This is a genomic window from Amycolatopsis sp. NPDC049868, assembly GCF_044461365.1.
Classification (GTDB): domain Bacteria; phylum Actinomycetota; class Actinomycetes; order Mycobacteriales; family Pseudonocardiaceae; genus Amycolatopsis.
Map to the genome: position 1 here is coordinate 21,836 of NZ_JBITKV010000014.1, position 22,196 is coordinate 44,031.

Below are 22,196 nucleotides of genomic sequence, written 5' to 3' on the forward strand. Positions count from 1 at the left end.
CGCGACCCAGCCCGGCGAGCGACGCTTTCGCCATGAAATTCACCGTGAAAGCCGCTCTGCTCACCGCGCTCCTCACCTTGCCGGGAACCACGACGGCCGTCGCCGCGGAACGACCGGCCCGCTGCACCGAACAACGCTTTTCGGTACAGGTGAACGGCGAACACCAGACCATCGCGGGGGAATTCTGCGCCCGAGGGAAGCTCACCGCGCGCACCCCGGTGCAGATCCTGCTGCACGGCGGGACCTACGACCGCTCCTACTGGGACTGGCCGTACCAGCCGCGTCGATACTCCTATGTGGACAGTGCCACCAAGGCGGGCTACGCGACGCTCAACCTCGACAGGCTCGGCTACGGCCGCAGCAGCCGCCCGGATCCGGAGACGCTCGACTTCGACGCCGGCGGAGAAGCCGTCCATCAGGTCGTCCGGCAGCTGCGCCCGAGCTTCCGCACGATCGTCCTCAATGGACACTCGATGGGCGGCCTCGTCGCGGAAAGAGCCGCCGAACGGGGCGGCGTCGACGCCGTGATCGTCAGCGGTATCCCGCGCGACCGGCCCGGTGCCCGGGCCGCGGCCGCGTCCCCGTTCCATCCCGCCGAACTGGACCCGAAGTTCGCCGGAAAGCCTTGGGCCCGCGGCTATTTCACGACCCGTCCGGGCACTCGCGCCCAGACCTTCCATCACCCCGGCACCTACGACCCGGCGATCATTCCCGTCGAAGAAGCCCTCAAGGACACGCTGGCGGCGGCGGAACTCCGTTCGGTGGGACCCGGCGCGGCGAAACGATCGGCGCCGAAGGTCCCGACGGCGTACGTACTGGGCGAACACGACACCCTGGTCTGCGAAGGCGGCGGCTGCGGCGCCGACGAGATCGTGCGGGGCAGCGGTCATTCGATCAACACCAGCCTCGCCGCACGGAGCTTCTACCGGTGGACCTTCACCTGGCTGGCTCGAAACTTAGGGTAACCTAACCTAGACTGGCCGCATGGATTCCTTGACGCCGGTTCGCGAGGCCGCCGACCATTTCGGGCTGGCGATCTCGACCCTGCACTACTGGGAGCGCCGCGGGCTGATCACCGCCCGCCGCCGCTCGGGGCAGCGGTACTACGACGACGATCAGCTGTATCGCATCGCGCTGATCAAGCACTGGCGGCGGATCGGCGGGCTCGGCCTGGTCAGGATCACCGAACTGCTCGCCGAACAGCACCGCTGGCGGGAAGTGGTGACGGGACAGCTCGCCGAGATCGAGCGGGAGCGTGCGCGGCTCGACACCGCGCACGACTACCTGGTCGAACTCCTCACCTGCCGCCGTGAGGGGAACCTTGAGGACTGCCCCTGGTTCCGCGACCGGGTCGACCTGCCCGCCCACGCCGCGGCGAGCTGAGCCCGGGCATCGCCACCGCCGCGACCACCGCGGCCGCCGCGAGGCAGGCGGCGGAGGCGAGGAACGCGGCGGTGTAGCCGTGCACCAGCGCCTCCCCTTTCGGCAGACCGGACGGCGAACCCGCGGTCACCGCCGCCGCGAGCGCGGTCAACGCGGCGAGGCCGAGCGCGCCGCTGGTCTGCCGGACCGTGTTCAGCAGACCGGCGGCCAGGCCGTTCTGGCGTTCCGGCACCCCGCTGGTGGCGGCCACGGTGATCGGGGTGAAGGCCGCCGCCGTCCCGAATCCGAAGACCATTCCCGGTACCAGCACGGACACGACGTAGGAAGCGTGCGCACCGGCCAGCGCCGCGATCCCGGCGAACCCCGCCGCGCCGACCGCGCAGTACAGCGCCGCCGCACGCCGGGGCCCGATCCGCACCGACAACCCGCCCGCGGTCCGTGCGCCGGCGAACATCGCCGCCCCCACCGGCAGGTAGGCCAATCCGGCCCGCATCGGCGAGTAGCCGTGGACATCCTGCAGGTACAGCGAAAGCAGGATCGGGCTGGCGAGGAAACCCAGCCCCAGCAGGAAGATCACCACGTTCCCGCTGCTGACCGAGCGCAGCCGGAAGATCCCGAGCGCGACCAGCGGTTCGTCCGCCCACCTGTGCTGGTGCACCAGGAACACGACGAGCAGGACGAGCCCGCCGGACAGCGGAAGCAGCACGGACCCGCTTCCCCAGCCGTCGGACGACGAACGCATCACCGCGTAGACCACGCCGACGAGTCCCGTCGCCGACAACACCGCGCCGAGCACGTCCAGCCTGCCGCGAGAACGGCTTCGATCCCGGAGCGGCAGCACGGCTCCGGCGACGAGGACGGCCACCACACCGATCGGGACGCTGACGAAGAACACCCAGCGCCAGCCCGCCCACTGGGTCAGCAGGCCGCCGATCACCGGCCCCGCCGCGGCACCGGCCGCGCCCACCGCGCTCCAGGTGCCCAAGGCCCGCGCGCGGCGGCCGGGTTCGGTGAACGTCGTGGTCAGCAGGGACAGCGTCACCGGCATCAGCAACGCGCCGCCGAACCCTTGCACCGTGCGGGCGACGAGCAGTGTTTCCGGGGAACCGGCGAGCCCGGCGGCGAGCCGTGCGACGGTGAACAGGCTCATCCCGAGCACGAAGATCCGCCGGACCCCGAATTCGTCGCACAACCGGCCGCCCAGCAGCAAAAAGCCGGCGAAGGTGAGCGTGTACGCGTTCACCACCCAGGTCAGCGCGCCGGCCGGGAAACCGAGGCCGAAGCGGATCGCGGGCAGGGCGACGGAAACGATCGTCGCGTCGAGGATCACCACGAAGGATCCGGCGCAGGCCAACCCGAGCACGATGCCTTCACGTTTCATACCGTCACCCTCCGCCTCCGGCGGCGGATGATCTTCCGCCGCCGGGCCAGCGTGCACGCTGAAGCGCGCTTGAGGGCAAGCAGGCGCTACCAGGAAGGCCGGTACCGCAGGCCTTGTTCGTAGTACTGGTCGTCGGATTCCGCCGGTTCGGGCTGTTCGTCCTCGGCGGGCCCGGCGGGTTCTTCCGAACGGTCCTTGAGCACCACGTTCTCGGTGACCACCGTCGCCCGGCGCGGTACCGCCCCCGCCGGCGCCGCGGTTTCCCCGCTCTGCTGGAAGGAAGGGGTGAACCCGAGCCGCCAGCGAAGCCGGTCCGTGATGTATCCGGCATTGCCGATCGGCGCCATCAGTTCCGCGCTGCGTTTCGCGGATCCTTGTTGCGCTTCCTGATAGGTCCGCATGACAGTGTCCGCGATCTCGGCGGGCGACATCCGCGACGCGGCTTCGCCCACTCTGAGCCGCGTCATCACGCCGTCGGTATTGACCGAAACGGAAACGGCACCGTCCGGTGAGGACGCGTCCACCGAGAGGGCGGCCAGCGCCTCGAGCATCGCTTGCCGGTCGTTACCCGGTTTCTTGGGTGCCGGTTTGTCGGCCACGCTCACTCCTTGAGGGGTGACAGCTCCCGCGGCGGTTCCTGGAACTTGCCGTCGTTCGAGATGTCGACGTTCTTGTCCCGGACCCGCTTTTCCGTTCCCTTGTCGGTGTTCTCCGTTTCGAAGTTGCCGGGGTCGAAGGTCTCGCCGGGGCTGACGTCCGGCGGTTCGGGAACGATCGGCAGGTTGTTGATCTCGACGTTGATCTTCGAAATCAGCGACTCGGTCGCGCGGAACATGCCTTCACGGATGTTGACCACACCGTCGTGGAAGCTGTTGTAGATGGTTTCGGGGCTGTCCCCGACGATCGAAGCGTTCTCGGAGACCAGAGTGGAGAGCCCGGCACCAGCCGCCGCACCGGCGACCTGGACCCCGTTCGCGGTGGTGAAGAACGTCGCCGCGGTGAGGGCGGCCCCTGCGGGCGGCACGGCCGCCACGAGCAAAGCCGCGACAGCGCCGGCGAAACCCGCCGCCAACGCCTTCACCAAGGCGGATTCGTCTTGGCGTTCCTGATCGTCCTGATACTTTTCCGCGGCGGTCAGGAAGGAAGCGGCGAGATTGCTCAGGTCGGCCCTGGCGGTCGCGATGGCGTCCCTCGCGGCCACGATGTCGGCTTCCAGCACGGTGAGTTTGGTGCCCACGCGGGAATAGGTGTTCACGAGACCCTGGATGTAGCTCTTGGCGGTCTCGGCCCCTTCACCACGCCATTTGAGAAGCAGGGTCAAGGACCGGTCGAGCGGCGCTTTCGTGTCCTGGAAAGCGTTCCAGAGACCTTCGTAGGCCTCGATCATGGTCTGCAGGCTGTTCTCGCCGACCAGCTCCGCCTCGGAGAATTCGAGGAAGAAGTCGCGGATCTGGTCCTTGAACCCATCGCTGAATTCCGCGCCGCCGAACATCCACGGCGGATAAAGAAGGTCCACCGCGGTGAAGGCCTTCTCGGCGCCCGCGGTGAGGTCGTCGGAGATCCCCTCGAGGAGTTTGCTGTTGTCGCCGAATCCGGAGGTGGTCTCCGCGTCCAGTGCGTTGAAGTACCCGTCCACGCCGCTACCCCTGGTTCCCGTACGCCGCGCGGTTCAGCCGCTGCTTGTTGTCCTCGTCGGCGGCTTCGTAAAGCTCGGCGACCCTCGCCAGTGCCTGTGAGGCGTCCTGCGTGCTGCGGTGCAGCTTCCCGAGCATCTTCTCGACGGCCTGGCGGTGTTCCTCGTACGCCGCCGAAACCCCGCGCATGCCCAGCGTTTTCCCGAACGCGGTGTCCGGCGCGAAAAAGCCGGGCAGAAGGCCACCCGTCACCGGGTCGGGAGCGGGCACGTCCTGCCCGCGCACACCGGTGTGCGCGGTGCTGACTATGTCCGCGGCATTCTGCAGTTCCTTGCTCGACAACCTGAGATCGTCGAGGTCGGTTTCGAAACTGACCATGTTCACCTCGCTGTCCGGATTCCACCCCCATGTAAGCAGCGTTGACTTGGCTGGACGCGCGACTTTGTCATCCGCGTACGGTGACGAACGTCACCACTCAGACGCTGACCCAGCAGTAGAGGCGATCGCCCCGGGTCCTGGCGGTGCGGGCCAGCTCCGCGAGGCCGGTCAGCATGGTGGCCAGGTCGGCGGGGTCGGCCTGGCCGCCGAACTCATCGGTCCGGGACCACGGCTCGGCCACCTCGCGCAGGCGCGCCTCGTCGGCGTCGGACAGCGCGGCGGACAGCTCCTCGGTCAGCGAGACGACCAGACGCGCGCCGCCGTCGGCCATGGCGACGGGCGCGATGTCGCGTTCGATGATGGTCTCGTAGCCGACCCCGGTGAGCAGGGACTCCAGCGTGCCCAGCTGCACGAACGGGTCCACGCCTTTGAGCGAGACGGTCGGCAAGGACGCGTCGGCCGGACCGCCGACGAGGTCGATCGTGGCGGCCGCGGCGTCGTTGTCCGGCGCTGCGAAGTAGTCGAAGAGGACACTCATGCGCGCATTCTGACAGGAAGTCAGGCCTCGGAAGCGAAAAGGCCACCCGCCGGTGCGGGTGGCCTTTTCGATCACAGAGTGGAGCTGAGGGGAATCGAACCCCTGACCCCTGCCTTGCAAAGGCAGTGCTCTACCAATTGAGCTACAGCCCCGGGTCGCAGGCGATCATGATAACCGCCTGCGCCGAAATCAGTTGTTGCGGGAGGCGTCCGCGGCCTTGGCCGGGGCGCTTCCGTTGGTGGAAGCGGATCCCAGCGGACGCTCGGTGGGAGCGGTGGCCTCACGCCAGAGGTCGGCCTCGGCCTTGGCGGCCTTGTTGCGCTTGATCACGAACAGCACGCCGCCCGCGATGACCGCGAGTGCCAACAGCTTCTTCATCAGAAGCCCCCTCTTTCCGCCGAGTTGCTCCGCTTACCCACCGATGCTACTGCACGCCGTTCTCCGGACGCCCCCTGCCCAACGTTCCACGTGGAACGAAGACCACCGGAACCCACAACGACCACGCGCCCCAACGCTTGGGGGGTCCAGGGGGGCGAAGCCCTCCCTGGCGGGGGTTTGGGGGTTCGACCCCCAAAACGAAGAACACCCGATCCGGGTTCGCGCTTTCCGCGAACACAGACCGGGCAATCGGGTGGGCCCACCAGGACTTGAACCTGGGACCTCTTCGTTATCAGCGAAGCGCTCTAACCGCCTGAGCTATGGGCCCGAACGAGGAGAAGATTACAGGACGCCTTTCGGCGCCCTGCAACCGGGTCACTCTCGTTCGGAAAGGGTCACTTCCAGGCCTCCGGCGAGGTCGGCGGAGACGTTGTAGATGAAGGCGCTGACGGTGGCCAGCGCCGAGATCAGCACGATGTTGATGGCGCCGAGGATGGCCGCGATCCCGAAGACGCGGCCGGCGCTGATCAACGGGTCGGCCGGCGCGTCGGCCCCTTCGCCGCCGACGAGCGACGAGTAGGTCCCGTTGAGTTTGTCCCAGACGCCCATGCCGTCGAGGACGGTGTAGAGGACGCCGACGGCGACGAGCCACACGAAGAACAGCGCGACGCCGAGGACGAGGGACAGTTTCAGCACCGACCAGGGGTCGAAGCGTTTGATCTGCAGGCTGGCGCGACGCGGTCCGCGGCCGGGGCGGCGGAGCGCGGTGGGGGCGGCACGGGTGCGGGAGGCCGACGGGATGGCGGAGGGGGCGGGGTCGCCCTCTCCGCTGTCGCCGAAGAGCCTCTTCGCGGCTGTGCCGCTTACCCCGTGATAGTCGGTCACGGTTGTCGCGTCCCGCTTCGGGTCCGAGTGGGCCACGTCTTCGGTGGCGACCGAAGACACCGAGACCGTCTGCTCGCTGGAGCCTTCAGGTTCCCCGGCGCCGCTGTCGCGCTGCCAAGGCGGGCTCGACGAACCCGCCTGCGCGCCGCCTGCTTCGGGCTTCTCGGATGGTGTCACGAGGTGTCAGTCCTTACCCAGTACGTGGGGCGTCGTCTACTCCTGCTCCGACGCCGGGGTTTCTTCTCCTTCAGTACTACCTGCAGTGGCGACGTCTGAGGGCTCGTCCGCGTTGCGTGCGACCGCGAGAAGAGTGGTTCCTTCGTCGAGATTCATCAGCCGCACTCCCTTCGTCTGCCTACCCGCCTTGCGCACCTGTCCGGCCGAAGTCCGGATCACCCCGCCGCTGGAGGTGATCGCGTAGAGCTCGTCTTCGGCGTCGACAATGACCGCGCCCACCAGCCTGCCACGTTTCTGGTCGTACTGAATGGTGAGCACACCCTTGCCGCCGCGGCCCTGCACCGGGTAATCCTCGGTCGGGGTGCGCTTGGCGTAGCCGCCGCCGGTGGCGACGAGGAGGAACTTGTCCGGCTGGACGACGTTGACGCCGAGCAGCTCGTCACCGTCGTTGAACCGCATGCCCAGCACACCGGACGTCGCGCGGCCCATCGGGCGCAGGGCTTCGTCGGTGGCGTGGAAGCGGATCGACTGGCCTTCCGCGGACACGAGGAGCAGGTCGTCCTCGGCGGCCGCGAGGACCGCGCCGACCAGTTCGTCGCCTTCGCGCAGGTTGACGGCGATGAGGCCGCCGGCGCGGTTGGAGTCGAAGTCGGTGAGTTTGGTCTTCTTCACCAGGCCGCGGCGGGTCGCGAGCACGAGGTACGGGGCGACCTCGTAGTTCGGGATCTCGATGACCTGGGCGATCTGCTCGTCGGGCTGGAACGCGAGCAGGTTCGCGACGTGCTGGCCGCGCGCGTTGCGGTTGGCCTCGGGCAGGTCGTAGGCCTTCGCCCGGTACACGCGGCCCTTGTTCGTGAAGAACAGGATCCAGTCGTGCGTCGAGCACACGAAGAAGTGCTGGACGATGTCGTCCTGTTTGAGGGTCGCGCCCTGGACGCCCTTGCCGCCGCGTTTCTGCGAGCGGTACAGATCGGTTTTCGTTCGCTTGGCGTAACCCGTGCGGGTGATCGTGACGACCACGTCCTCGACCGCGATGAGGTCTTCGACCGAGACCTCGCCGTCGAACGGGATGATCTTGGTGCGCCGGTCGTCGCCGTACTTGTCGACGATCTCCTGGAGCTCCTCGGCGATGATCGTGCGCTGCCGCTCGGGCTTTTCGAGGATGTCCTTGAGGTCGGCGATCTCGAGTTCGATCTCGGCCAGGGTGTCGATGATCCGCTGCCGCTCCAGTGCCGCGAGGCGGCGGAGCTGCATGTCGAGGATCGCGGTCGCCTGGATCTCGTCGACGTCGAGCAGGCTCATCAGCGCGGGCCGGGCCTCTTCGGCCGAGGGCGAGCGCCGGATGAGGGCGATGACCTCGTCGAGCATGTCCAGCGCCTTGACCAGACCGCGCAGGATGTGGGCGCGTTCCTCGGCCTTGCGCAGCCGGAAACGGGTCCGGCGGACGATGACGTCGATCTGGTGCTTCACGTAGTGCCGGACCATCTGGTCCAGCCGCAGCGTGCGGGGCACGCCGTCGACCAGTGCCAGCATGTTGACACCGAAGTTCTGCTGCAGCTGGGTGTGCTTGTACAGGTTGTTCAGCACGACCTTGGCGACCGCGTCACGTTTGATCGTGACGACGATCCGCATCCCGCTGCGGCTGTTGGACTCGTCGGCGATGTCGGAGATGCCGGTGAGCTTGCCGTCGCGGACCAGGTTCGCGATGTTCTCGACCAGGTTGTCCGGGTTCACCTGGTACGGCAGCTCGGACACGACCAGGATCGTGCGGCCCTTGGCGTCTTCTTCGACCTCGACGACCGCGCGCATGCGCACGGAACCACGGCCGGTGCGGTACGCGTCCTCGATCCCGGAGTTGCCGAGGATCATCGCCTTGGTCGGGAAGTCCGGGCCCTTGATCCGGACCAGCAGCGCGGCGAGCAGCTCGTCGTCGGTCGCGTCGTAGTTCTCCAGCGCCCACTTGACGCCGTCGGCGACCTCGCGCAGGTTGTGCGGCGGGATGTTGGTCGCCATCCCGACCGCGATTCCGGAACCACCGTTGACCAGCAGGTTCGGGAACCGCGACGGCAGGACGTCGGGCTCCTGGGTGCGGCCGTCGTAGTTGTCGGAGAAGTCGACGGTTTCTTCTTCGATGTCCTGCAGCATGTGCATCGCGAGATGCGCCAGCCGGGACTCGGTGTACCGCATGGCGGCGGCGGGGTCGTTGCCCGGGGAGCCGAAGTTGCCCTGGCCGTCGATCAGCGGATACCGCAGGGCCCACGGCTGGGCGAGCCGCACCAGCGCGTCGTAGATCGCGGAGTCACCGTGCGGGTGGTAGTTGCCCATCACGTCGCCGACGACGCGGGAGCACTTGTTGTACCCGCGGTCGGGGCGGAAGCCGGAGTCGAACATCGAGTACAGCACGCGGCGGTGCACCGGCTTGAGTCCGTCACGCACGTCCGGCAGCGCCCGCGACACGATGACGCTCATCGCGTAGTCGATGTAGGAGCGCTGCATCTCCTGCTGGATGTCGACCGGTTCGATCCGGTCGTGGTCCGGAGCAGGCGGCAAGGTTTCCGTCATGAGGTCCTTCTCGTGGAAGCAGTCCTAAGGGGACAAAAGGAACGGGGACGTCTACACGTCCAGGAAGCGCACGTCCTTGGCGTTACGCGTGATGAAGGAACGGCGCGCTTCGACGTCCTCGCCCATGAGGACGGAGAACAGGTCGTCGGCCTGCGCGGCGTCGTCCAGGGTGACCTGGCCGAGCAGCCGGTTCGCCGGGTCCATCGTGGTCTCCCACAGCTCTTCGGCGTTCATCTCGCCGAGACCCTTGTACCGCTGGATCGCGTCGTCCTTCGGCAGCTTCCGGCCGGCCTCGACTCCCGCCTGGATGACGGCGTCGCGTTCCCTGTCGGAGTAGGCGTACTCCGGGTCCTGCCGCGGCCACTTGATCTTGTACAGCGGCGGCCGCGAGAGGAACACGTGCCCGTGCTCGATCAGCGGGGGCATGAACCGGAACAGGAAGGTGAGCAGCAGTGTGGTGATGTGCTGGCCGTCGACGTCGGCGTCGGCCATCAGCACGATCTTGTGGTAGCGCAGCTTCTCGAGGTCGAACTCCTCGTGGATACCGGTGCCGAGCGCGGTGATCAGCGACTGGACCTCGGTGTTCTTGAGGACGCGGTCGATACGGGCCTTCTCGACGTTGATGATCTTGCCCCGGATCGGCAGGATCGCCTGGTACATCGAGTCGCGGCCTTCCTTGGCCGAACCGCCCGCCGAGTCACCCTCGACGATGTAGAGCTCGCATTCCGACGGGTTGGTCGAGCGGCAGTCCTTGAGCTTGCCGGGCAGCCCGCCGATCTCCAGCGCGCCCTTGCGGCGGACGAGGTCCCGCGCCTTGCGGGCCGCCATCCGCGCCTGCGCTGAGGAGATCGACTTGTTGATGATCGTCTTCGCCTCGGTGGGGTTGCGCTCGAACCAGTCGGCCAGCCATTCGTTCGACGTCTGCTGCACGAACGTCTTGGCCTCGCTGTTGCCCAGCTTGGTCTTGGTCTGGCCTTCGAACTGCGGCTCGGACAGCTTGATCGAGACGATCGCGGCGAGCCCCTCGCGCACGTCGTCACCGGAGAGGTTGGCGTCCTTCTCCTTGAGCAGCTTCTTCTCGCGCGCGTACGCGTTGACGACGCGGGTGAGCGCGGCGCGGAAGCCCTCTTCGTGCGTGCCGCCCTCGTGCGTGTTGATCGTGTTGGCGAAGGTGTACACCGACGGCGTGAAGCCGTTGTTCCACTGCATGGCGACCTCGACTTCGAGGCCGGTGCCCTTGGCCTCGAAGGAGATCACGGACGCGTGGATCGGGTCCTTGCTGCCGTTGATGTGCTTGACGAAGTCTTCGAGACCGCCCGGGTAGCAGTAGGTCTTCTGCTTGACCCGCGCCGCCTGGCCGGAAGCGTCCTCTTCGGTCTCTTCGTCGGCGACGCGCTCGTCGCGCAGCGAAAGGGTCAGGCCCTTGTTGAGGAAGGCCATCTCCTGAAGACGCCGGGAGATCGTCTCGAAGTTGTACGTCGTGGTCTCGAAGATGTCGCCGTCGGCCCAGAAGGTGATCGTGGTGCCGGTGTCCTCGGCCGGGCCGAGGTCCTCCAGCTCGCCGGGGATCTGGTCGGTGTACACCTGGCGCCAGCTGTGCCCGCCACGTTTGACCTCGGCGATCAGCTTGGTCGAGAGCGCGTTCACCACGGAAACGCCGACGCCGTGCAGACCACCGGAGACCGCGTAGGAGTCGCTGTCGAACTTGCCGCCCGCGTGGAGCACGGTGAGCACGACCTCCAGGGTCGGCTTCTGCTCCTTGGGGTGCATGTCGACCGGGATACCGCGGCCGTCGTCGACGACGCGCACCCCGCCGTCGCTCAGCAAGGTAACCTCGACCTTGGTCGCGTAACCGGCCATGGCCTCGTCGACGGAGTTGTCGACCACCTCTTGGACGAGGTGGTGGAGGCCGCGTTCACCGGTGGAACCGATGTACATACCGGGACGCTTGCGGACGGCTTCGAGGCCTTCGAGCACCGTGATCGACGACGCGTTGTACTCGCTCTTGTTCTCGGTCACAGGCGTTGATTCTCCTCGTCTCGCCCGAGCGGACGCTCGCTCATCTCCAGTGTACTTGGCCGCGTCCGCAGACATGCGGCAAGGACACCCCTGATTTGCTCACAGGCGCGCTAATTCGTTCGAAGAAGAGTCTTGACGTTCGCGAAGCACTCTGGAGGCGTTCTCGGCGCTTTAATGGGCACTGTCGCGGCGAAGCGCAACTCGGGTCAGCCGTACGTGTCACGCGGACCGCGTCCCGGCACGTGCCGCGGCCCTTTCCGCCAGCTCGGCGCCGTCGGCCCCTGGATCCGCATCTTCTTCACCACGCCGTGCCCGACACCTTTGGCGATCTTCGCCAGCAGCTGCCCCTGAAGCAGCCGAAGCTGCGTCGCCCACGCCGTCGAACTCGCGCGAACGGTCAGCTCGCCGTCCTTCAAGGCCACCGGCTGAGCGTGTTCGGCGACCTCTTCACCCACCAGGCGTGCCCAGTGGCCGAAGACCTGACCGTTCGCCAGCCGCGTGTTCCAGCCGCGGTCGACGGCGATCCGGGAGGCGAGCCTGCCGAGCGGTTGCGGGTCGCGGGCGTCGGCGCCCGGCCCTGACCAGCGACGACGTCGCGGGCTTTGCCCTGCCGAACCGGCTCCCCCTCCGGTGATACGGCCGCGGCGTACACCCGGTTCAACTCCACGGGCCTTCGCTTTGGCCTTCGCGGCGTCCAGCGCGGCACGAGCAAGATCACGACCTGTAGTCGGTTCTTTGCTTTCGGTATCGGTTGCGCCGTTCGATACCGAAGGTCGCTCACTCCGCGTATCGAACAAGGCTCCCCCACTCGGGTCGCCACCCGCGTGGGGGGTGTCAAGCCGCTTATCAGGCCCTTTGGTCACGCGGGGCGATAACGCGTTCCCGGTGTTATCCACACTGTCCACAGGTTTGTCCCCAGATCGGTGGGCAACTGCTGTGGCGCCGATCACCCGGGGTGTCCGCTTCACGGGATCACCCTCGGTTGATCTCACCATCCGCCACGAGGAATCGATGTCCGGCCAGTTCGGCGGGCACGTCCTCGTCCACGGCGGCGGTCACCAGCACCTGCTCGGCGCCTGCCGCCACCTCCGCCAGTCGGGCCCGGCGGCGCCGGTCCAGCTCGGCGAACACATCATCCAGCAGAAGCACCGGTTCCCCGGCCTCGCCACGCAGGAGCTCGTAGCTTCCCAGACGCAACGCGAGGGCGAACGACCAGGACTCCCCATGGCTCGCGTAGCCCTTCGCCGGCGCTTCGCCGAGGATGAGGTCGAGCTCGTCCCGGTGCGGGCCGACCATGCTCACCCCGCGTTCGAGCTCCAGGTTCCGCGACCGTTTCAGCGCCTCGACCAGCACTTCCTTGAGGACCGCTTGGTCGGCGCGAGGACCGTCCGGAGTGCCATAGCCCGCTGGCATCGCTTCGCCCAGGCTCGACTTGTACGCGATCTTCGCCGGTCTCGAGTCGGGCGCGACCCCCATGTACGCGGAGGCCGCGTACGGCGCGAGGTCCGCGATCAGGTTGAGCCGGGCGGCCAGCAACGCGGCCCCCGCCACCGACAGGTGGTCGTCCCAGACGTCGAGCGTCGACAACGCGTACGGGTCTTCGCGCCCCGTACGCCGCTTGCCTGCCGTCTTGAGCAAAGCGTTCCGCTGCTTCAGCACCTTCTCGTAGTCGGCGCGGACCCCGGCGTACCGGGGAGCGCGCAGCACGAGGAGTTCGTCCATGAACCGACGGCGCTCCCCGGGATCCCCGCGCACGAGTGCCAGATCCTCCGGGGAGAACAGCACCGTGCGCAGGATCCCGAGCACGTCGCGGGGCTTGCCGACCGCGCCGCGGTTGACCCGCGCGCGGTTCGCTCTACCGGGCGTGATCTCCAGCTCGACCGTCAGCTCGCGGTCCTCGTTGACCACCGCGACCCTGATCAGCGCGCGTTCGCACCCGTGCCGCACCAACGGCGCGTCGGTCGCGACGCGGTGCGAGCCCAGGGTCGCGATGTAGCCGATCGCCTCCAGGAGGTTCGTCTTGCCGCGGCCGTTCTGTCCGACGAGGACGGTCGGGCCGGGTTCGAGCGCGAGATCGGCTTGTGGCCAGGACCGGAAGTCGGTGACCTGGAGATGTCTTAAGTACAACCCGTTTGCCTAGTCGCCGGCCTTCTTGACCGAGTGCCCGCCGAACTGGTTGCGCAGCGCGGCGACGGCCCGCATGGCGGCGGAGTCCTCCTGGCGCGAGGCGAACCGCGCGAACAGCGCGGCCGAGATGACCGGCGCCGGGACCGCGTTGTTGATCGCCTCTTCGAGGGTCCACCGGCCTTCGCCGGAATCCTCGACGTAGCCCTCGAGGTCGTCCAGCTCCGGGTCCTCGTCGAGCGCGCGGACGAGCAGGTCGAGCAGCCACGAGCGGACGACGGTCCCCCGCTGCCAGCCCTTGATCACCGCGGGCACGTTCTCGACGACCTTCGCGGCTTCGAGCAGCTCGAAACCTTCGGCGAAGGCCTGCATCATGCCGTACTCGATGCCGTTGTGGATCATCTTCGCGTAGTGACCGGAACCGACGGCGCCGGCGTGCGAGAAGCCCTCGTCACGCGGACCTTCGGGACGAAGCGCGTCGAAGATCGGCATGGCCTTCTCGACGTCCGAAGCCGCGCCGCCGACCATCAGGCCGTAGCCGTTGTCCTTGCCCCACACGCCACCGGAAACCCCGCAGTCGAGGTACCCGATCTTCTTCGCGGCGAGCAGGTCCGCGTTGATCCGGTCGTCGGTGTACTTCGAGTTGCCGCCGTCGATCACGAGGTCGCCCTCGGACAGCAGGTTGCCGAGCTCCGCGACGGTCTGCCGGGTGGGTTCGCCGGCGGGCACCATGATCCAGACGATCCGGGGACCGTCCAGTTTGGACACCATGTCCTCGAGTGAGGTGGAGTCGGTGACGTCGGGATTGCGGTCGTAGCCGACCACCTCGTGACCGGCCGCACGCAGCCGCTCACGCATGTTGAACCCCATTTTGCCGAGGCCGATGAGTCCCAGCTGAGCCATGAAGATCCCCTTTGGTGCGAACAGAAAGTGGCGGCCGGTCAGCCCGGGAGGCGAACCGGCATCAGGAGGTACAGGTAGCCGGGGACGACGTTGCCCTCCTCGTCGGCGGGCTTGATCAGCGCCGGCCGGTTCGGGGTGGTGAACGTCAGTTCCGCCCGGTTCGCGTTCAGCGCGCCGAGCCCGTCGACGAGGTACCCCGGGTTGAACGCGATGGTCACCGGCTCACCCTCGTAGTCGACCTGAAGCTCTTCCTCGGCCGAACCCTCGTCGTCGCCACCGGCGGAGAGCCGCAGCGAACCGTCGTTGAACTCCAGCCGCACCTGGGTGCCACGCTCGGCGACCAGCGAAACACGCTTGATGGACTCGGCGAGCGCGGAGACCTCGATGACCGCGCGCGACGTGTGCTGCGCCGGCAGGAGCTGCCGGTACGGCGGGAACTCCGCGTCGAGGAGACGGGTCGTGGTGTAGCGACCGGAACCGGAAAGACCGAGCAGGCCTTCGCCGCTGGCGAGCGCGAGCCGGATCTTGGCCCCGCTGGCGCCGAGTGTCTTCGCGGCCTCGGCGAGCGTGCGCGCCGGGACGAGGACGGCGGCGTCGGACAGCCCCTCGGCCGGCTCCCAGGTGAACTCGCGCATCGCGAGCCGGAAGCGGTCGGTGGCGACCAGGGTCAGCGAGGAGCCGGAGATCTCCAAGCGCATCCCGGTCAGCATCGGGAGGGTGTCGTCCTTGCCCGCGGCGACGACGACCTGCGTGACGGCCTGGCCGAACGCGTCACCGGTGAGTTCACCGGCGAAGGCGGGCTGGGACGGGAGCTGAGGGTAGTCCTCGACCGGCATGGTCGGCAGGGAGAAACGCGCGGAGCCGCAGGTGATGGTCGCGCGGGCGCCGTCGACGGAGATCTCGACCGGCTGCGCGGGCAGTGACTTGGTGATGTCGGCCAGCAGACGGCCGGAGACCAGGAGGCGGCCGCCGTCGGCGATGGTGGCCGGGACGCCGACGGTGGCGGAGACCTCGTAGTCGAATCCGGAGACGGTGAGGGCGTCACTCGTCCCGTCGGATCCCGCATCGAGCAGGACACCGCCCAGAACCGGGACCGGAGGCCGCGACGGGAGGCTTCTCGCCACCCACGCGACGGCGTCGGCCAGCCCGTCACGCTCGACGCGGATCTTCATGCGCGCTTCCTTTCGACAGCCGAGCCCCTGACGGCTCGAAAGCTCAACGGGTCACCTCGGCCGGAGAGCGCGATGGCCAGGTGCCTCGCAGGTGTGTTCGGTCCGTGCGAGGACGCGAACGCACGTCGACACGCAGACCAGGTGCAGGGACCCACGTTAGGCCGTCCCCGGGGTCCGCGTCACCTCGGCCTCCCCTTGCTTTTGTCGACAAGACGACACGGCTCCGGAGCTGTCCCCAACTTCGTCCTTCGCCTGTTTTTGTTTTGTTCTCTTCTAGAGAAGAAGAAAAGACAGCAGTAGTAATAGGCGTTGTGGATTGTGTGGACAAGGCTCGTTCGCGCAGGTCCGGGCGCGTCCGAGGCTGTGGACTCCGGGTGTGTACGGACGGTGGACAGCTCGGGCCGTCCGTGGATGGATTCGGGCGGCGCTCGATCTGTCCACAATCATCCACAGTTGTCCCCATGGTTATCCCCAGTTGTGGGGCGGTTTGTACCCAGGGTTGTGGGCGCCGTTCGTGACCGGAATCGCTCGGGAGAGTGATCCGTGCAGCCTGCGTCACCCTTGTGCACAAGATGTGGGCAACCTGGGGACAGCGTGTGGATCTTGGTGTGGAAATGCTGTGGACTGCCTGTGAGTGCGATGTGGACGAAAACCCGATCGCCGCAGCTCTCGGACCCGCCGGAGTTGTGCACAAGATACCCACAGCATGTGGATTCCCTTTGTGCACAAGGAAAATTCTGAAGTGCGTGTACGCAAGCTTCGCGTCCTTCTCACTCTTCAGGCATATCTCCGAAGTACCCACTCTTAGCCGCTCTACACGCCTCTCTGGCCTATGTGGACGGCCGCGAGGGGTGCGTGCGGGCATGCAGAAGGGGCTCCCACCTGGACGGTGAGAGCCCCTGAAGTCCTTGTGTGCTAAGGGATTACTGCCTCGCGCGCTGCTTGATCCTGGAAGTCAGTTCCTGGACCTGGTCGTAGATGCGCCGCCGTTCGGCCATCTCCTTGCGGATCTTCTTGTCCGCGTGCATGACGGTCGTGTGGTCGCGGCCGCCGAAGGTCTGCCCGATCTTCGGCAGCGACATGTCGGTCAGTTCGCGGCAGAGGTACATCGCGATCTGTCGTGCGGTCGCGAGCGCCTTCGTCTTGCCGGGGCCGCAGAGGTCGTCGAGGGTCACGTCGAAGAACTCCGATGTGACGCCCATGATGGTCGGCGCGGTGATCTCCGGCGCGTGCGAATCCGGGATGAGGTCCCGGAGCACGATCTCGGCGAGGGCCACGTCGACCGGCTGCTGGTTCAGCGACGCGAAGGCGGTGACGCGGATGAGCGCGCCTTCGAGTTCCCGGATGTTCGCCTCGACGCGCGAAGCGATGAACTCCAGGACTTCGCCGGGAACCGCGAGCCGGTCCTGTGCCGCCTTCTTGCGAAGGATCGCGATACGCGTTTCGAGTTCCGGCGGCTGGATGTCGGTGATGAGGCCCCACTCGAACCGCGTGCGCAGCCGGTCTTCCAGCGTTTCGAGGCGCTTCGGCGGGCGGTCGGAGGAGACGACGATCTGCTTGTTCGCGTTGTGGAGGGTGTTGAAGGTGTGGAAGAACTCTTCCTGCGTACCTTCTTTGCCTTCCAGGAACTGGATGTCGTCGACGAGCAGGATGTCGATGTCGCGGTACCGGCGCTGGAACGCGACCTTGCGGTCGTCTCGCAGCGAGTTGATGAAGTCGTTGGTGAACTCTTCGGTCGACACGTACCGCACGCGCATGCCGGGGAACAGCCGCTGGGCGTAGTGCCCGACCGCGTGCAGCAGGTGGGTCTTCCCGAGTCCGGACTCTCCCCAGATGAACAACGGGTTGTACGCGCGCGCCGGTGCTTCGGCGACGGCGACCGCGGCCGCGTGCGCGAAGCGGTTCGACGCACCGATGACGAAGGTGTCGAACGTGTACTTCTCGTTGAGCTTCGTCTTCGACGTCTGCGGCTGCGCCGGCGCGGTGTAGGGCTGGCCCGCGATCGGCTGACCGGAGAACGTCGGCCAGATCTCGGTCACGGCGGCGAGGGCCTCGCCCTCTTCGTCGACTTCTTCATCGCTGTCATCGCCATCGTTGAGGCTGTTGTCCACCGGCTGCTGCCTCGGCGGCCTCGGCTTCGGAGGCTCGGGCCGGGGCCTGGTCGGGGACAGCATGCCGTCACCCTCGGGCAGTGGCGGGGGACCCGGTACCGGGCCGGACCCGTTTTCCACCCGGCCGGGTGACGTCGGTTCATAGCGAGGACCCGGCGACGGCGGGGGTATCGAAGTGTGGGGCTCGGTGCTGTCGACCTTCACCGCGAGCGAGACCGCGCGGCCGAGCCGTCGCGAAAGGGCTTCGGTGATCGCGCCGCGCAGGGCGCGTTCGATCGCTTCCTTGGCGAAGTCGCTGGGGGCGGCGAGCAGCGCGGTGCCGTCGAGCAGGCCGATCGGCCGGGTCACCCGCATCCAGGCGCGCTGCTGCGGGGAGAGGGTGCCATCGGACAGCTCGCGCACGACCTGTTCCCAGATGACGCCAAGATTGTGCTGGTGATCGGACACCTGCCTGACTCCCCTCCCCTCATCGGTGCGCTGCGGCGAGATCACTCAGCGGCCCGAACGCCGGGTCGAGCGTCATCATGGCCCGGTCGGCTCATGCGCACAGCAAATATCCACATAGTTGTCCACAGCTGTGCACTAATGTACGGCGGCCCGCGGTGACGCCACCTGCGGGATCGTCGTATGCCGACGGGACGCCTCCACATCCCCAAGGACACCCGGGCGCCTGCACCGTTCCACCTCGGCGAAAACCCGGGAGGGGCACGCTAACAAGCCCCGCTCGTTGCCACAAGGCGTCCTCGTGCGCAAGCATTTCACGGTGTACGGCGTGTTGCCATTCGATGCCCTCGCGTCGCCGGTGATCACTCTCCACGTACGGTCGCGGTCCGTGGTCGAGGGGGTGCTTGCCGGGCCCGGCCGGTGGGTGCGTACCCTCGTAAGGTCTCCCGTATACAGCGGGGGCGTTTCGCGTGCCCACGTTGTCGTCGCTCGACGTGACGAGGCCACACGTTGGTAGGAGACACCAGAGACTGCCGTGCGTCAGCACGACACGCCAGGAACGGGTCGAACCGTTCCCGGCGGCCGAGAAACAGGAGAAGTTAGTCGTGAGCAAGGGTAAGCGCACCTTCCAGCCGAACAACCGCCGACGCGCCCGGGTCCACGGGTTCCGGCTGCGGATGCGGACCCGCGCGGGCCGGGCCATCCTGGCGGCTCGCCGTCGCAAGGGCCGCGGCGCGCTGTCCGCCTGATCCGGCCGCCGTCGAGGGACGTCGTGCTGCCGGCCGCCGCGAGGTTGCGGCGCAGTGAGGATTTCCGTGCCGTGATGCGGCGTGGGGCCAAGGCAGGCAGGCGCCGCCTCGTCGTCCATGCGTTGACCACGGACCCGCCCGATGCCGCCGAAGCGGCGCGGGCGGGTTTTGTGGTGAGCAAGGCCGTGGGCAATTCGGTGGTCCGCCACCGGGTCACCCGCCGGTTGAGGCATCTCGTTTCCGCCAGGATCGGAACACTGCCGCCGGGCAGCTCGTTGGTGATACGGGCACTACCTCCGGCCGCGGACGCGTCCAGCGCGGAACTCGGCTCGGACCTCGACGCGTCGTTGCGGCGTCTCGGGTTGTCCCGCCAGACGCGACCCCCCGACCACGGATCAGCGGTGTAATGGCATGCGAGCCACCGAGAACGAGACCACCGAAGACGCCCGCCCGGGCCCGGTGGCATGGGTGCTGCTCCTGCCCATCAAGCTGTACCGCAAGGCGATCTCTCCCTTCCTTCCTCCGGCGTGCCGGTTCTACCCGAGCTGTAGCGCGTACGCCGTCGAGGCACTGACCCGGCACGGCGCCGGCCGCGGCACTTATCTCGCGGTCCGGCGTCTGCTGCGCTGTGGCCCGTGGACCATGCCTGGCCGCGATCCGGTACCCGAGACGTTCTCGTGGCGCCACCGCCGACCTGAAACACCGATCGAGGAGTAGCTCAGTGCTCGACTTCATCTACTACCCCGTGTCCTTCATCTTGTGGTGTTGGCACAAGGTCTTCGGGCTCGTGTTCGGTGAGGCGAACGCGGTCTCCTGGATCCTGGCGATCATCTTCTTGACGTTCACGGTCCGCGGCATCATGTTCAAGCCGTTCGTGAACCAGGTCCGGTCGATGAAGAAGATGCAGGACTTCGCGCCGGAAATGAAGAAGATCCAGAAGAAGTACGCGAACGACCGGCAGCGCCAGGCGATGGAGATGCAGAAGCTCCAGAAGGAGCACGGCGTCAACCCGCTGGGCAGCTGCCTGCCGATGCTGCTTCAGATCCCGGTCTTCATCGGTCTGAACCACGTCCTGCGGATGTTCACCATCAACCCGTACGGCGGCCCCAAGACCGAGAACTACTTCTTCGACCAGGCGGGCGTCGAGTCCTACGTTCACGCGAAGCTGTTCGGCGTCAACCTCGGTGACGCGATCTACACCGGTGTCGACATGGTCAGCGGTGGCAACGCACCGGCGGGCTTCCACTGGTACGTCGCTCCGGTCGCGATCCCGCTGATGATCGTCGCCAGCATCGCCACGCACCTCACCGCGCGTCACTCGGTCCAGCGCCAGAACCCCGAGTCGGCCACGCCGCAGACCGCGATGATGAACAAGCTGACGATGTACATCTTCCCGCTGGGTGTCCTCATCTTCGGTGCGCTGTTCCCGGTCGGCCTCCTCTTCTACTGGCTCGCCAACAACGGCTGGACCCTGATGCAGCAGCGTCTCGTCTACACGCGGATCGACAAGGAAGAAGAGGCCCGCAAGGCCGCCGAGAAGGAGAAGCGCTCCAACCTCGGCCCGAAGCCCGGCCAGAAGCCGACCGCGCCGCGCCCCGGCCAGAAGCCGGTCCAGCAGAAGAAGAACAAGCCGTCCTCCGGTGGTCAGGTCAAGAAGGCGGGCTCGCCGCACGGCTTCGCCCAGACCGGTTCGTCCGCCGCCGAGAAGAAGGACGCCGAAGACGCAACAGCCGAGTCGTCGACGAACGGCTCGAAGGAGAACGGCACGGACGTGCCCGGTCTCATCTCGGACTCGACTAAGAAATCGGGCCGGAAGCGTCGCTGACGCCGATCCGGGCCGGAGAGGAGACCAGTAATGGCGGAGACGATCGACACGATCGACGCCGAGGAGAACAGCGCGGCCGAGGTTGAGGGCGCCGCTGAAGAGACCGCTCGCAAGGGAGGTGTCGACGACGACGTCCTCGTGAAGGAGGGCGACATCGCCGGTGACTACCTCGAGCGGCTGCTCGATCTTTTGGACTACGACGGCGACATCGACCTCGACGTCGAAGCGGGTCGCGCGATCGTCAGCATCGACGGTGGCGAGGACTTGGAGAAGCTCGTCGGTCCCCGCGGCACCGTGCTGGAAGCGCTGCAGGAGCTGACGCGGCTGGCGGTGCAGCAGGAGACCGGTTCGCGTAGCCGGCTGATGCTGGACATCGCGGGCTGGCGCGCGGACCGCCGCGAGGAGCTCCGCGAGCTCGGCCGCTCGACCGCCGAGACGGTCGTCTCGTCCGGCGAGCGTGTCCGGCTCCAGCCGATGAGCCCGTTCGAGCGGAAGGTCGTCCACGACGCGGTCGCCGCCGTCGACGGGGTCAAGAGCGAGAGTGAAGGAGAGGACCCGAAGCGCCGGGTCGTCATCTTCCCCGCCTGACGATTACTCGAACGAAGCGGCCCGCCGGTCATCCGGCGGGCCGCTTCGTTGTGTCGGGGGTGAATTACAAGCGTGGCGTTTCACGTGAAACGCGGGAAGCCGAGTGGAGTTGTCCACAACTTCGGACTGTCTCCCCGCTTTGCGCTCGGCGTCATGGACAATCAGTGGAGCGCGTTTCACGTGAAACGGCGTCGAGGGTTGAGGAGCAAGAGTTGGGCTTGGACGGGGTCGCCGCATCGGTACGGAGTGCGGCGTCGGAAGTATTCGGAGACCGCGTCGAGCAAGCCGCCGGCTACGTCGAACTCCTGGAACGGCATGGCGTCGAGCGCGGGCTCATCGGCCCCCGCGAGGTCGACCGGCTGTGGGAGCGTCACGTTCTCAACTCCGCCGTGATCGGCGAGCGGATCCCCGACGGCGCCCGCGTGGTCGACGTCGGGTCGGGTGCGGGACTTCCGGGTGTACCGCTCGCGATCAGCCGACCGGACCTCGATATCGTTCTGCTCGAACCGATGGCTCGCCGGGTCGACTGGCTGGCCGAGGTTGCCGAGAAGCTGGAACTCCCTATCACCGTTGTCCGCGGGCGCGCGGAGGAGCGGCAGGTACGTGAGGAGCTCGGTGGCGCGGATGTCGTCACCGCCCGGGCGGTCGCTCCCTTGGCCCGGCTCGCGAACTGGTGCCTCCCGCTCGTGCGTTCCCAAGGCACTCTGGTCGCCCTCAAAGGAGCGAGCGCTGGAGAGGAAATCGAACGCGATCGCGCCGCCGTCCGGAAGGCCGGCGGCGGCGAACCGGAAGTCTTCGAGTGCGGCACCAAGGTGCTCGAGGTTCCGAGCACGGTCGTCGTGATCCACCGTCTGCCCCCGAAACCGTCTCGACAGCGCGGCAGGCGCAGCTAGACCGGTTCCACGTGAAACAACGCAGAACGACTCTCACGTCCACTACAGAGGA

At 67.3% G+C, this 22,196-nt stretch carries 22 protein-coding genes and 2 tRNA genes; 8 read left to right on the forward strand and 16 right to left on the reverse strand.

Annotated elements, in window-relative coordinates; all coding sequences use genetic code 11:
* The first annotated feature begins 32 nt into the window (after nt 1-32).
* Nucleotides 33-965 (forward strand): alpha/beta hydrolase, encoded by a 933-nt coding sequence (locus ACIBTM_RS38230; protein WP_395882033.1) that lies wholly within the window; start codon nt 33-35, stop codon nt 963-965.
* A 19-nt stretch (nt 966-984) separates the two neighbouring features.
* The gene (locus ACIBTM_RS38235) at nt 985-1,383 is read left to right on the forward strand and encodes a MerR family transcriptional regulator (RefSeq protein ID WP_395882034.1); all 399 of its coding nucleotides are present in this window, start codon (nt 985-987) and stop codon (nt 1,381-1,383) included.
* Here the strand turns inward: ACIBTM_RS38235 and ACIBTM_RS38240 are convergent.
* The 16 genes from ACIBTM_RS38240 to dnaA all read right to left on the reverse strand — a co-directional run bounded on the left by ACIBTM_RS38240 (nt 1,298) and on the right by dnaA (nt 18,092).
* Nucleotides 1,298-2,764, reverse strand: coding sequence for an MFS transporter (locus ACIBTM_RS38240; RefSeq protein ID WP_395882035.1), 1,467 nt, complete (start codon nt 2,762-2,764; stop codon nt 1,298-1,300). The genes ACIBTM_RS38235 and ACIBTM_RS38240 overlap by 86 nt on opposite strands.
* An 86-nt stretch (nt 2,765-2,850) precedes the next feature.
* Nucleotides 2,851-3,363, reverse strand: coding sequence for a YbaB/EbfC family nucleoid-associated protein (locus tag ACIBTM_RS38245; RefSeq protein WP_395882036.1), 513 nt, complete (start codon nt 3,361-3,363; stop codon nt 2,851-2,853).
* Nucleotides 3,364-3,365: 2 nt separating this feature from the next.
* On the reverse strand, nt 3,366-4,400 hold the full coding sequence (locus ACIBTM_RS38250) for a hypothetical protein (RefSeq protein WP_395882037.1): 1,035 nt from the start codon (nt 4,398-4,400) through the stop codon (nt 3,366-3,368).
* Between the two features lie 4 nt (nt 4,401-4,404).
* Entirely contained in the window at nt 4,405-4,776 is a 372-nt protein-coding gene (locus tag ACIBTM_RS38255; protein WP_395882038.1) for a hypothetical protein, read from the reverse strand.
* 97 nt (nt 4,777-4,873) lie between these two features.
* Nucleotides 4,874-5,314 carry a hypothetical protein gene (locus tag ACIBTM_RS38260; protein WP_395882039.1) on the reverse strand — a complete coding sequence of 147 codons (441 nt, stop codon included), beginning with the start codon at nt 5,312-5,314 and terminating at the stop codon, nt 4,874-4,876.
* A 79-nt stretch (nt 5,315-5,393) separates the two neighbouring features.
* Nucleotides 5,394-5,466: transfer RNA gene (locus tag ACIBTM_RS38265), tRNA-Ala, on the reverse strand.
* A 37-nt stretch (nt 5,467-5,503) separates the two neighbouring features.
* Nucleotides 5,504-5,692: a DLW-39 family protein gene (locus tag ACIBTM_RS38270; RefSeq protein ID WP_034321928.1), complete on the reverse strand. Its 189-nt coding sequence runs from the start codon at nt 5,690-5,692 to the stop codon at nt 5,504-5,506.
* A gap of 254 nt (nt 5,693-5,946) precedes the next feature.
* Nucleotides 5,947-6,020: transfer RNA gene (locus tag ACIBTM_RS38275), tRNA-Ile, on the reverse strand.
* A gap of 47 nt (nt 6,021-6,067) precedes the next feature.
* Nucleotides 6,068-6,754 (reverse strand): DUF3566 domain-containing protein, encoded by a 687-nt coding sequence (locus ACIBTM_RS38280; RefSeq protein WP_125679336.1) that lies wholly within the window; start codon nt 6,752-6,754, stop codon nt 6,068-6,070.
* Between the two features lie 36 nt (nt 6,755-6,790).
* On the reverse strand, nt 6,791-9,316 hold the full coding sequence (gene gyrA, locus ACIBTM_RS38285; RefSeq protein ID WP_395882040.1) for a DNA gyrase subunit A: 2,526 nt from the start codon (nt 9,314-9,316) through the stop codon (nt 6,791-6,793).
* Between the two features lie 51 nt (nt 9,317-9,367).
* Complete coding sequence (gene gyrB, locus ACIBTM_RS38290) at nt 9,368-11,335, reverse strand: DNA topoisomerase (ATP-hydrolyzing) subunit B (RefSeq protein WP_395882041.1); 1,968 nt, start codon at nt 11,333-11,335, stop codon at nt 9,368-9,370.
* A gap of 206 nt (nt 11,336-11,541) precedes the next feature.
* Nucleotides 11,542-12,132: a DciA family protein gene (locus tag ACIBTM_RS38295; protein ID WP_395882042.1), complete on the reverse strand. Its 591-nt coding sequence runs from the start codon at nt 12,130-12,132 to the stop codon at nt 11,542-11,544.
* A gap of 175 nt (nt 12,133-12,307) precedes the next feature.
* Nucleotides 12,308-13,462 (reverse strand): DNA replication/repair protein RecF, encoded by a 1,155-nt coding sequence (recF, locus tag ACIBTM_RS38300; RefSeq protein WP_395882043.1) that lies wholly within the window; start codon nt 13,460-13,462, stop codon nt 12,308-12,310.
* Nucleotides 13,463-13,471: 9 nt separating this feature from the next.
* Nucleotides 13,472-14,362, reverse strand: a complete 891-nt coding sequence (gene gnd, locus ACIBTM_RS38305) for a phosphogluconate dehydrogenase (NAD(+)-dependent, decarboxylating) (RefSeq protein ID WP_016330461.1) — start codon at nt 14,360-14,362, stop codon at nt 13,472-13,474.
* A gap of 38 nt (nt 14,363-14,400) precedes the next feature.
* Nucleotides 14,401-15,534: a DNA polymerase III subunit beta gene (dnaN, locus tag ACIBTM_RS38310; protein ID WP_020632653.1), complete on the reverse strand. Its 1,134-nt coding sequence runs from the start codon at nt 15,532-15,534 to the stop codon at nt 14,401-14,403.
* Between the two features lie 923 nt (nt 15,535-16,457).
* The gene (gene dnaA, locus ACIBTM_RS38315; protein ID WP_395882044.1) at nt 16,458-18,092 is read right to left on the reverse strand and encodes a chromosomal replication initiator protein DnaA; all 1,635 of its coding nucleotides are present in this window, start codon (nt 18,090-18,092) and stop codon (nt 16,458-16,460) included.
* Nucleotides 18,093-18,694: 602 nt separating this feature from the next.
* On the opposite strand from dnaA, the gene rpmH reads away from it, so the two are divergent.
* The 6 genes from rpmH to rsmG all read left to right on the forward strand — a co-directional run bounded on the left by rpmH (nt 18,695) and on the right by rsmG (nt 22,144).
* The gene (rpmH, locus tag ACIBTM_RS38320) at nt 18,695-18,838 is read left to right on the forward strand and encodes a 50S ribosomal protein L34 (protein ID WP_005154511.1); all 144 of its coding nucleotides are present in this window, start codon (nt 18,695-18,697) and stop codon (nt 18,836-18,838) included.
* A gap of 23 nt (nt 18,839-18,861) precedes the next feature.
* Complete coding sequence (gene rnpA, locus ACIBTM_RS38325; RefSeq protein WP_037333978.1) at nt 18,862-19,245, forward strand: ribonuclease P protein component; 384 nt, start codon at nt 18,862-18,864, stop codon at nt 19,243-19,245.
* Nucleotides 19,246-19,249: 4 nt separating this feature from the next.
* Nucleotides 19,250-19,555, forward strand: a complete 306-nt coding sequence (gene yidD, locus ACIBTM_RS38330) for a membrane protein insertion efficiency factor YidD (RefSeq protein ID WP_016338357.1) — start codon at nt 19,250-19,252, stop codon at nt 19,553-19,555.
* 4 nt (nt 19,556-19,559) lie between these two features.
* A complete protein-coding gene (gene yidC, locus ACIBTM_RS38335; protein ID WP_395882045.1) occupies nt 19,560-20,663 on the forward strand; it encodes a membrane protein insertase YidC in 1,104 nt (367 codons plus the stop codon).
* A 30-nt stretch (nt 20,664-20,693) separates the two neighbouring features.
* Nucleotides 20,694-21,251 (forward strand): R3H domain-containing nucleic acid-binding protein, encoded by a 558-nt coding sequence (locus ACIBTM_RS38340; protein WP_007032243.1) that lies wholly within the window; start codon nt 20,694-20,696, stop codon nt 21,249-21,251.
* A gap of 212 nt (nt 21,252-21,463) precedes the next feature.
* A complete protein-coding gene (gene rsmG / locus ACIBTM_RS38345; RefSeq protein ID WP_395882046.1) occupies nt 21,464-22,144 on the forward strand; it encodes a 16S rRNA (guanine(527)-N(7))-methyltransferase RsmG in 681 nt (226 codons plus the stop codon).
* Nucleotides 22,145-22,196 lie beyond the last annotated feature (52 nt).

Bases quoted from the DNA above. Each gene is read 5' to 3' on its own strand.
- ACIBTM_RS38240 (WP_395882035.1), bottom strand. From the start codon at position 2,764: ATGAAACGTGAAGGCATCGTGCTCGGGTTGGCCTGCGCCGGATCCTTC.
- ACIBTM_RS38255 (WP_395882038.1), bottom strand. From the start codon at position 4,776: ATGGTCAGTTTCGAAACCGACCTCGACGATCTCAGGTTGTCGAGCAAG.
- ACIBTM_RS38230 (WP_395882033.1), top strand. From the start codon at position 33: ATGAAATTCACCGTGAAAGCCGCTCTGCTCACCGCGCTCCTCACCTTG.
- ACIBTM_RS38235 (WP_395882034.1), top strand. From the start codon at position 985: ATGGATTCCTTGACGCCGGTTCGCGAGGCCGCCGACCATTTCGGGCTG.
- ACIBTM_RS38270 (WP_034321928.1), bottom strand. From the start codon at position 5,692: ATGAAGAAGCTGTTGGCACTCGCGGTCATCGCGGGCGGCGTGCTGTTC.
- dnaN (WP_020632653.1), bottom strand. From the start codon at position 15,534: ATGAAGATCCGCGTCGAGCGTGACGGGCTGGCCGACGCCGTCGCGTGG.
- gnd (WP_016330461.1), bottom strand. From the start codon at position 14,362: ATGGCTCAGCTGGGACTCATCGGCCTCGGCAAAATGGGGTTCAACATG.
- ACIBTM_RS38260 (WP_395882039.1), bottom strand. From the start codon at position 5,314: ATGAGTGTCCTCTTCGACTACTTCGCAGCGCCGGACAACGACGCCGCG.
- ACIBTM_RS38340 (WP_007032243.1), top strand. From the start codon at position 20,694: ATGGCGGAGACGATCGACACGATCGACGCCGAGGAGAACAGCGCGGCC.
- yidD (WP_016338357.1), top strand. From the start codon at position 19,250: ATGCGAGCCACCGAGAACGAGACCACCGAAGACGCCCGCCCGGGCCCG.
- gyrA (WP_395882040.1), bottom strand. From the start codon at position 9,316: ATGACGGAAACCTTGCCGCCTGCTCCGGACCACGACCGGATCGAACCG.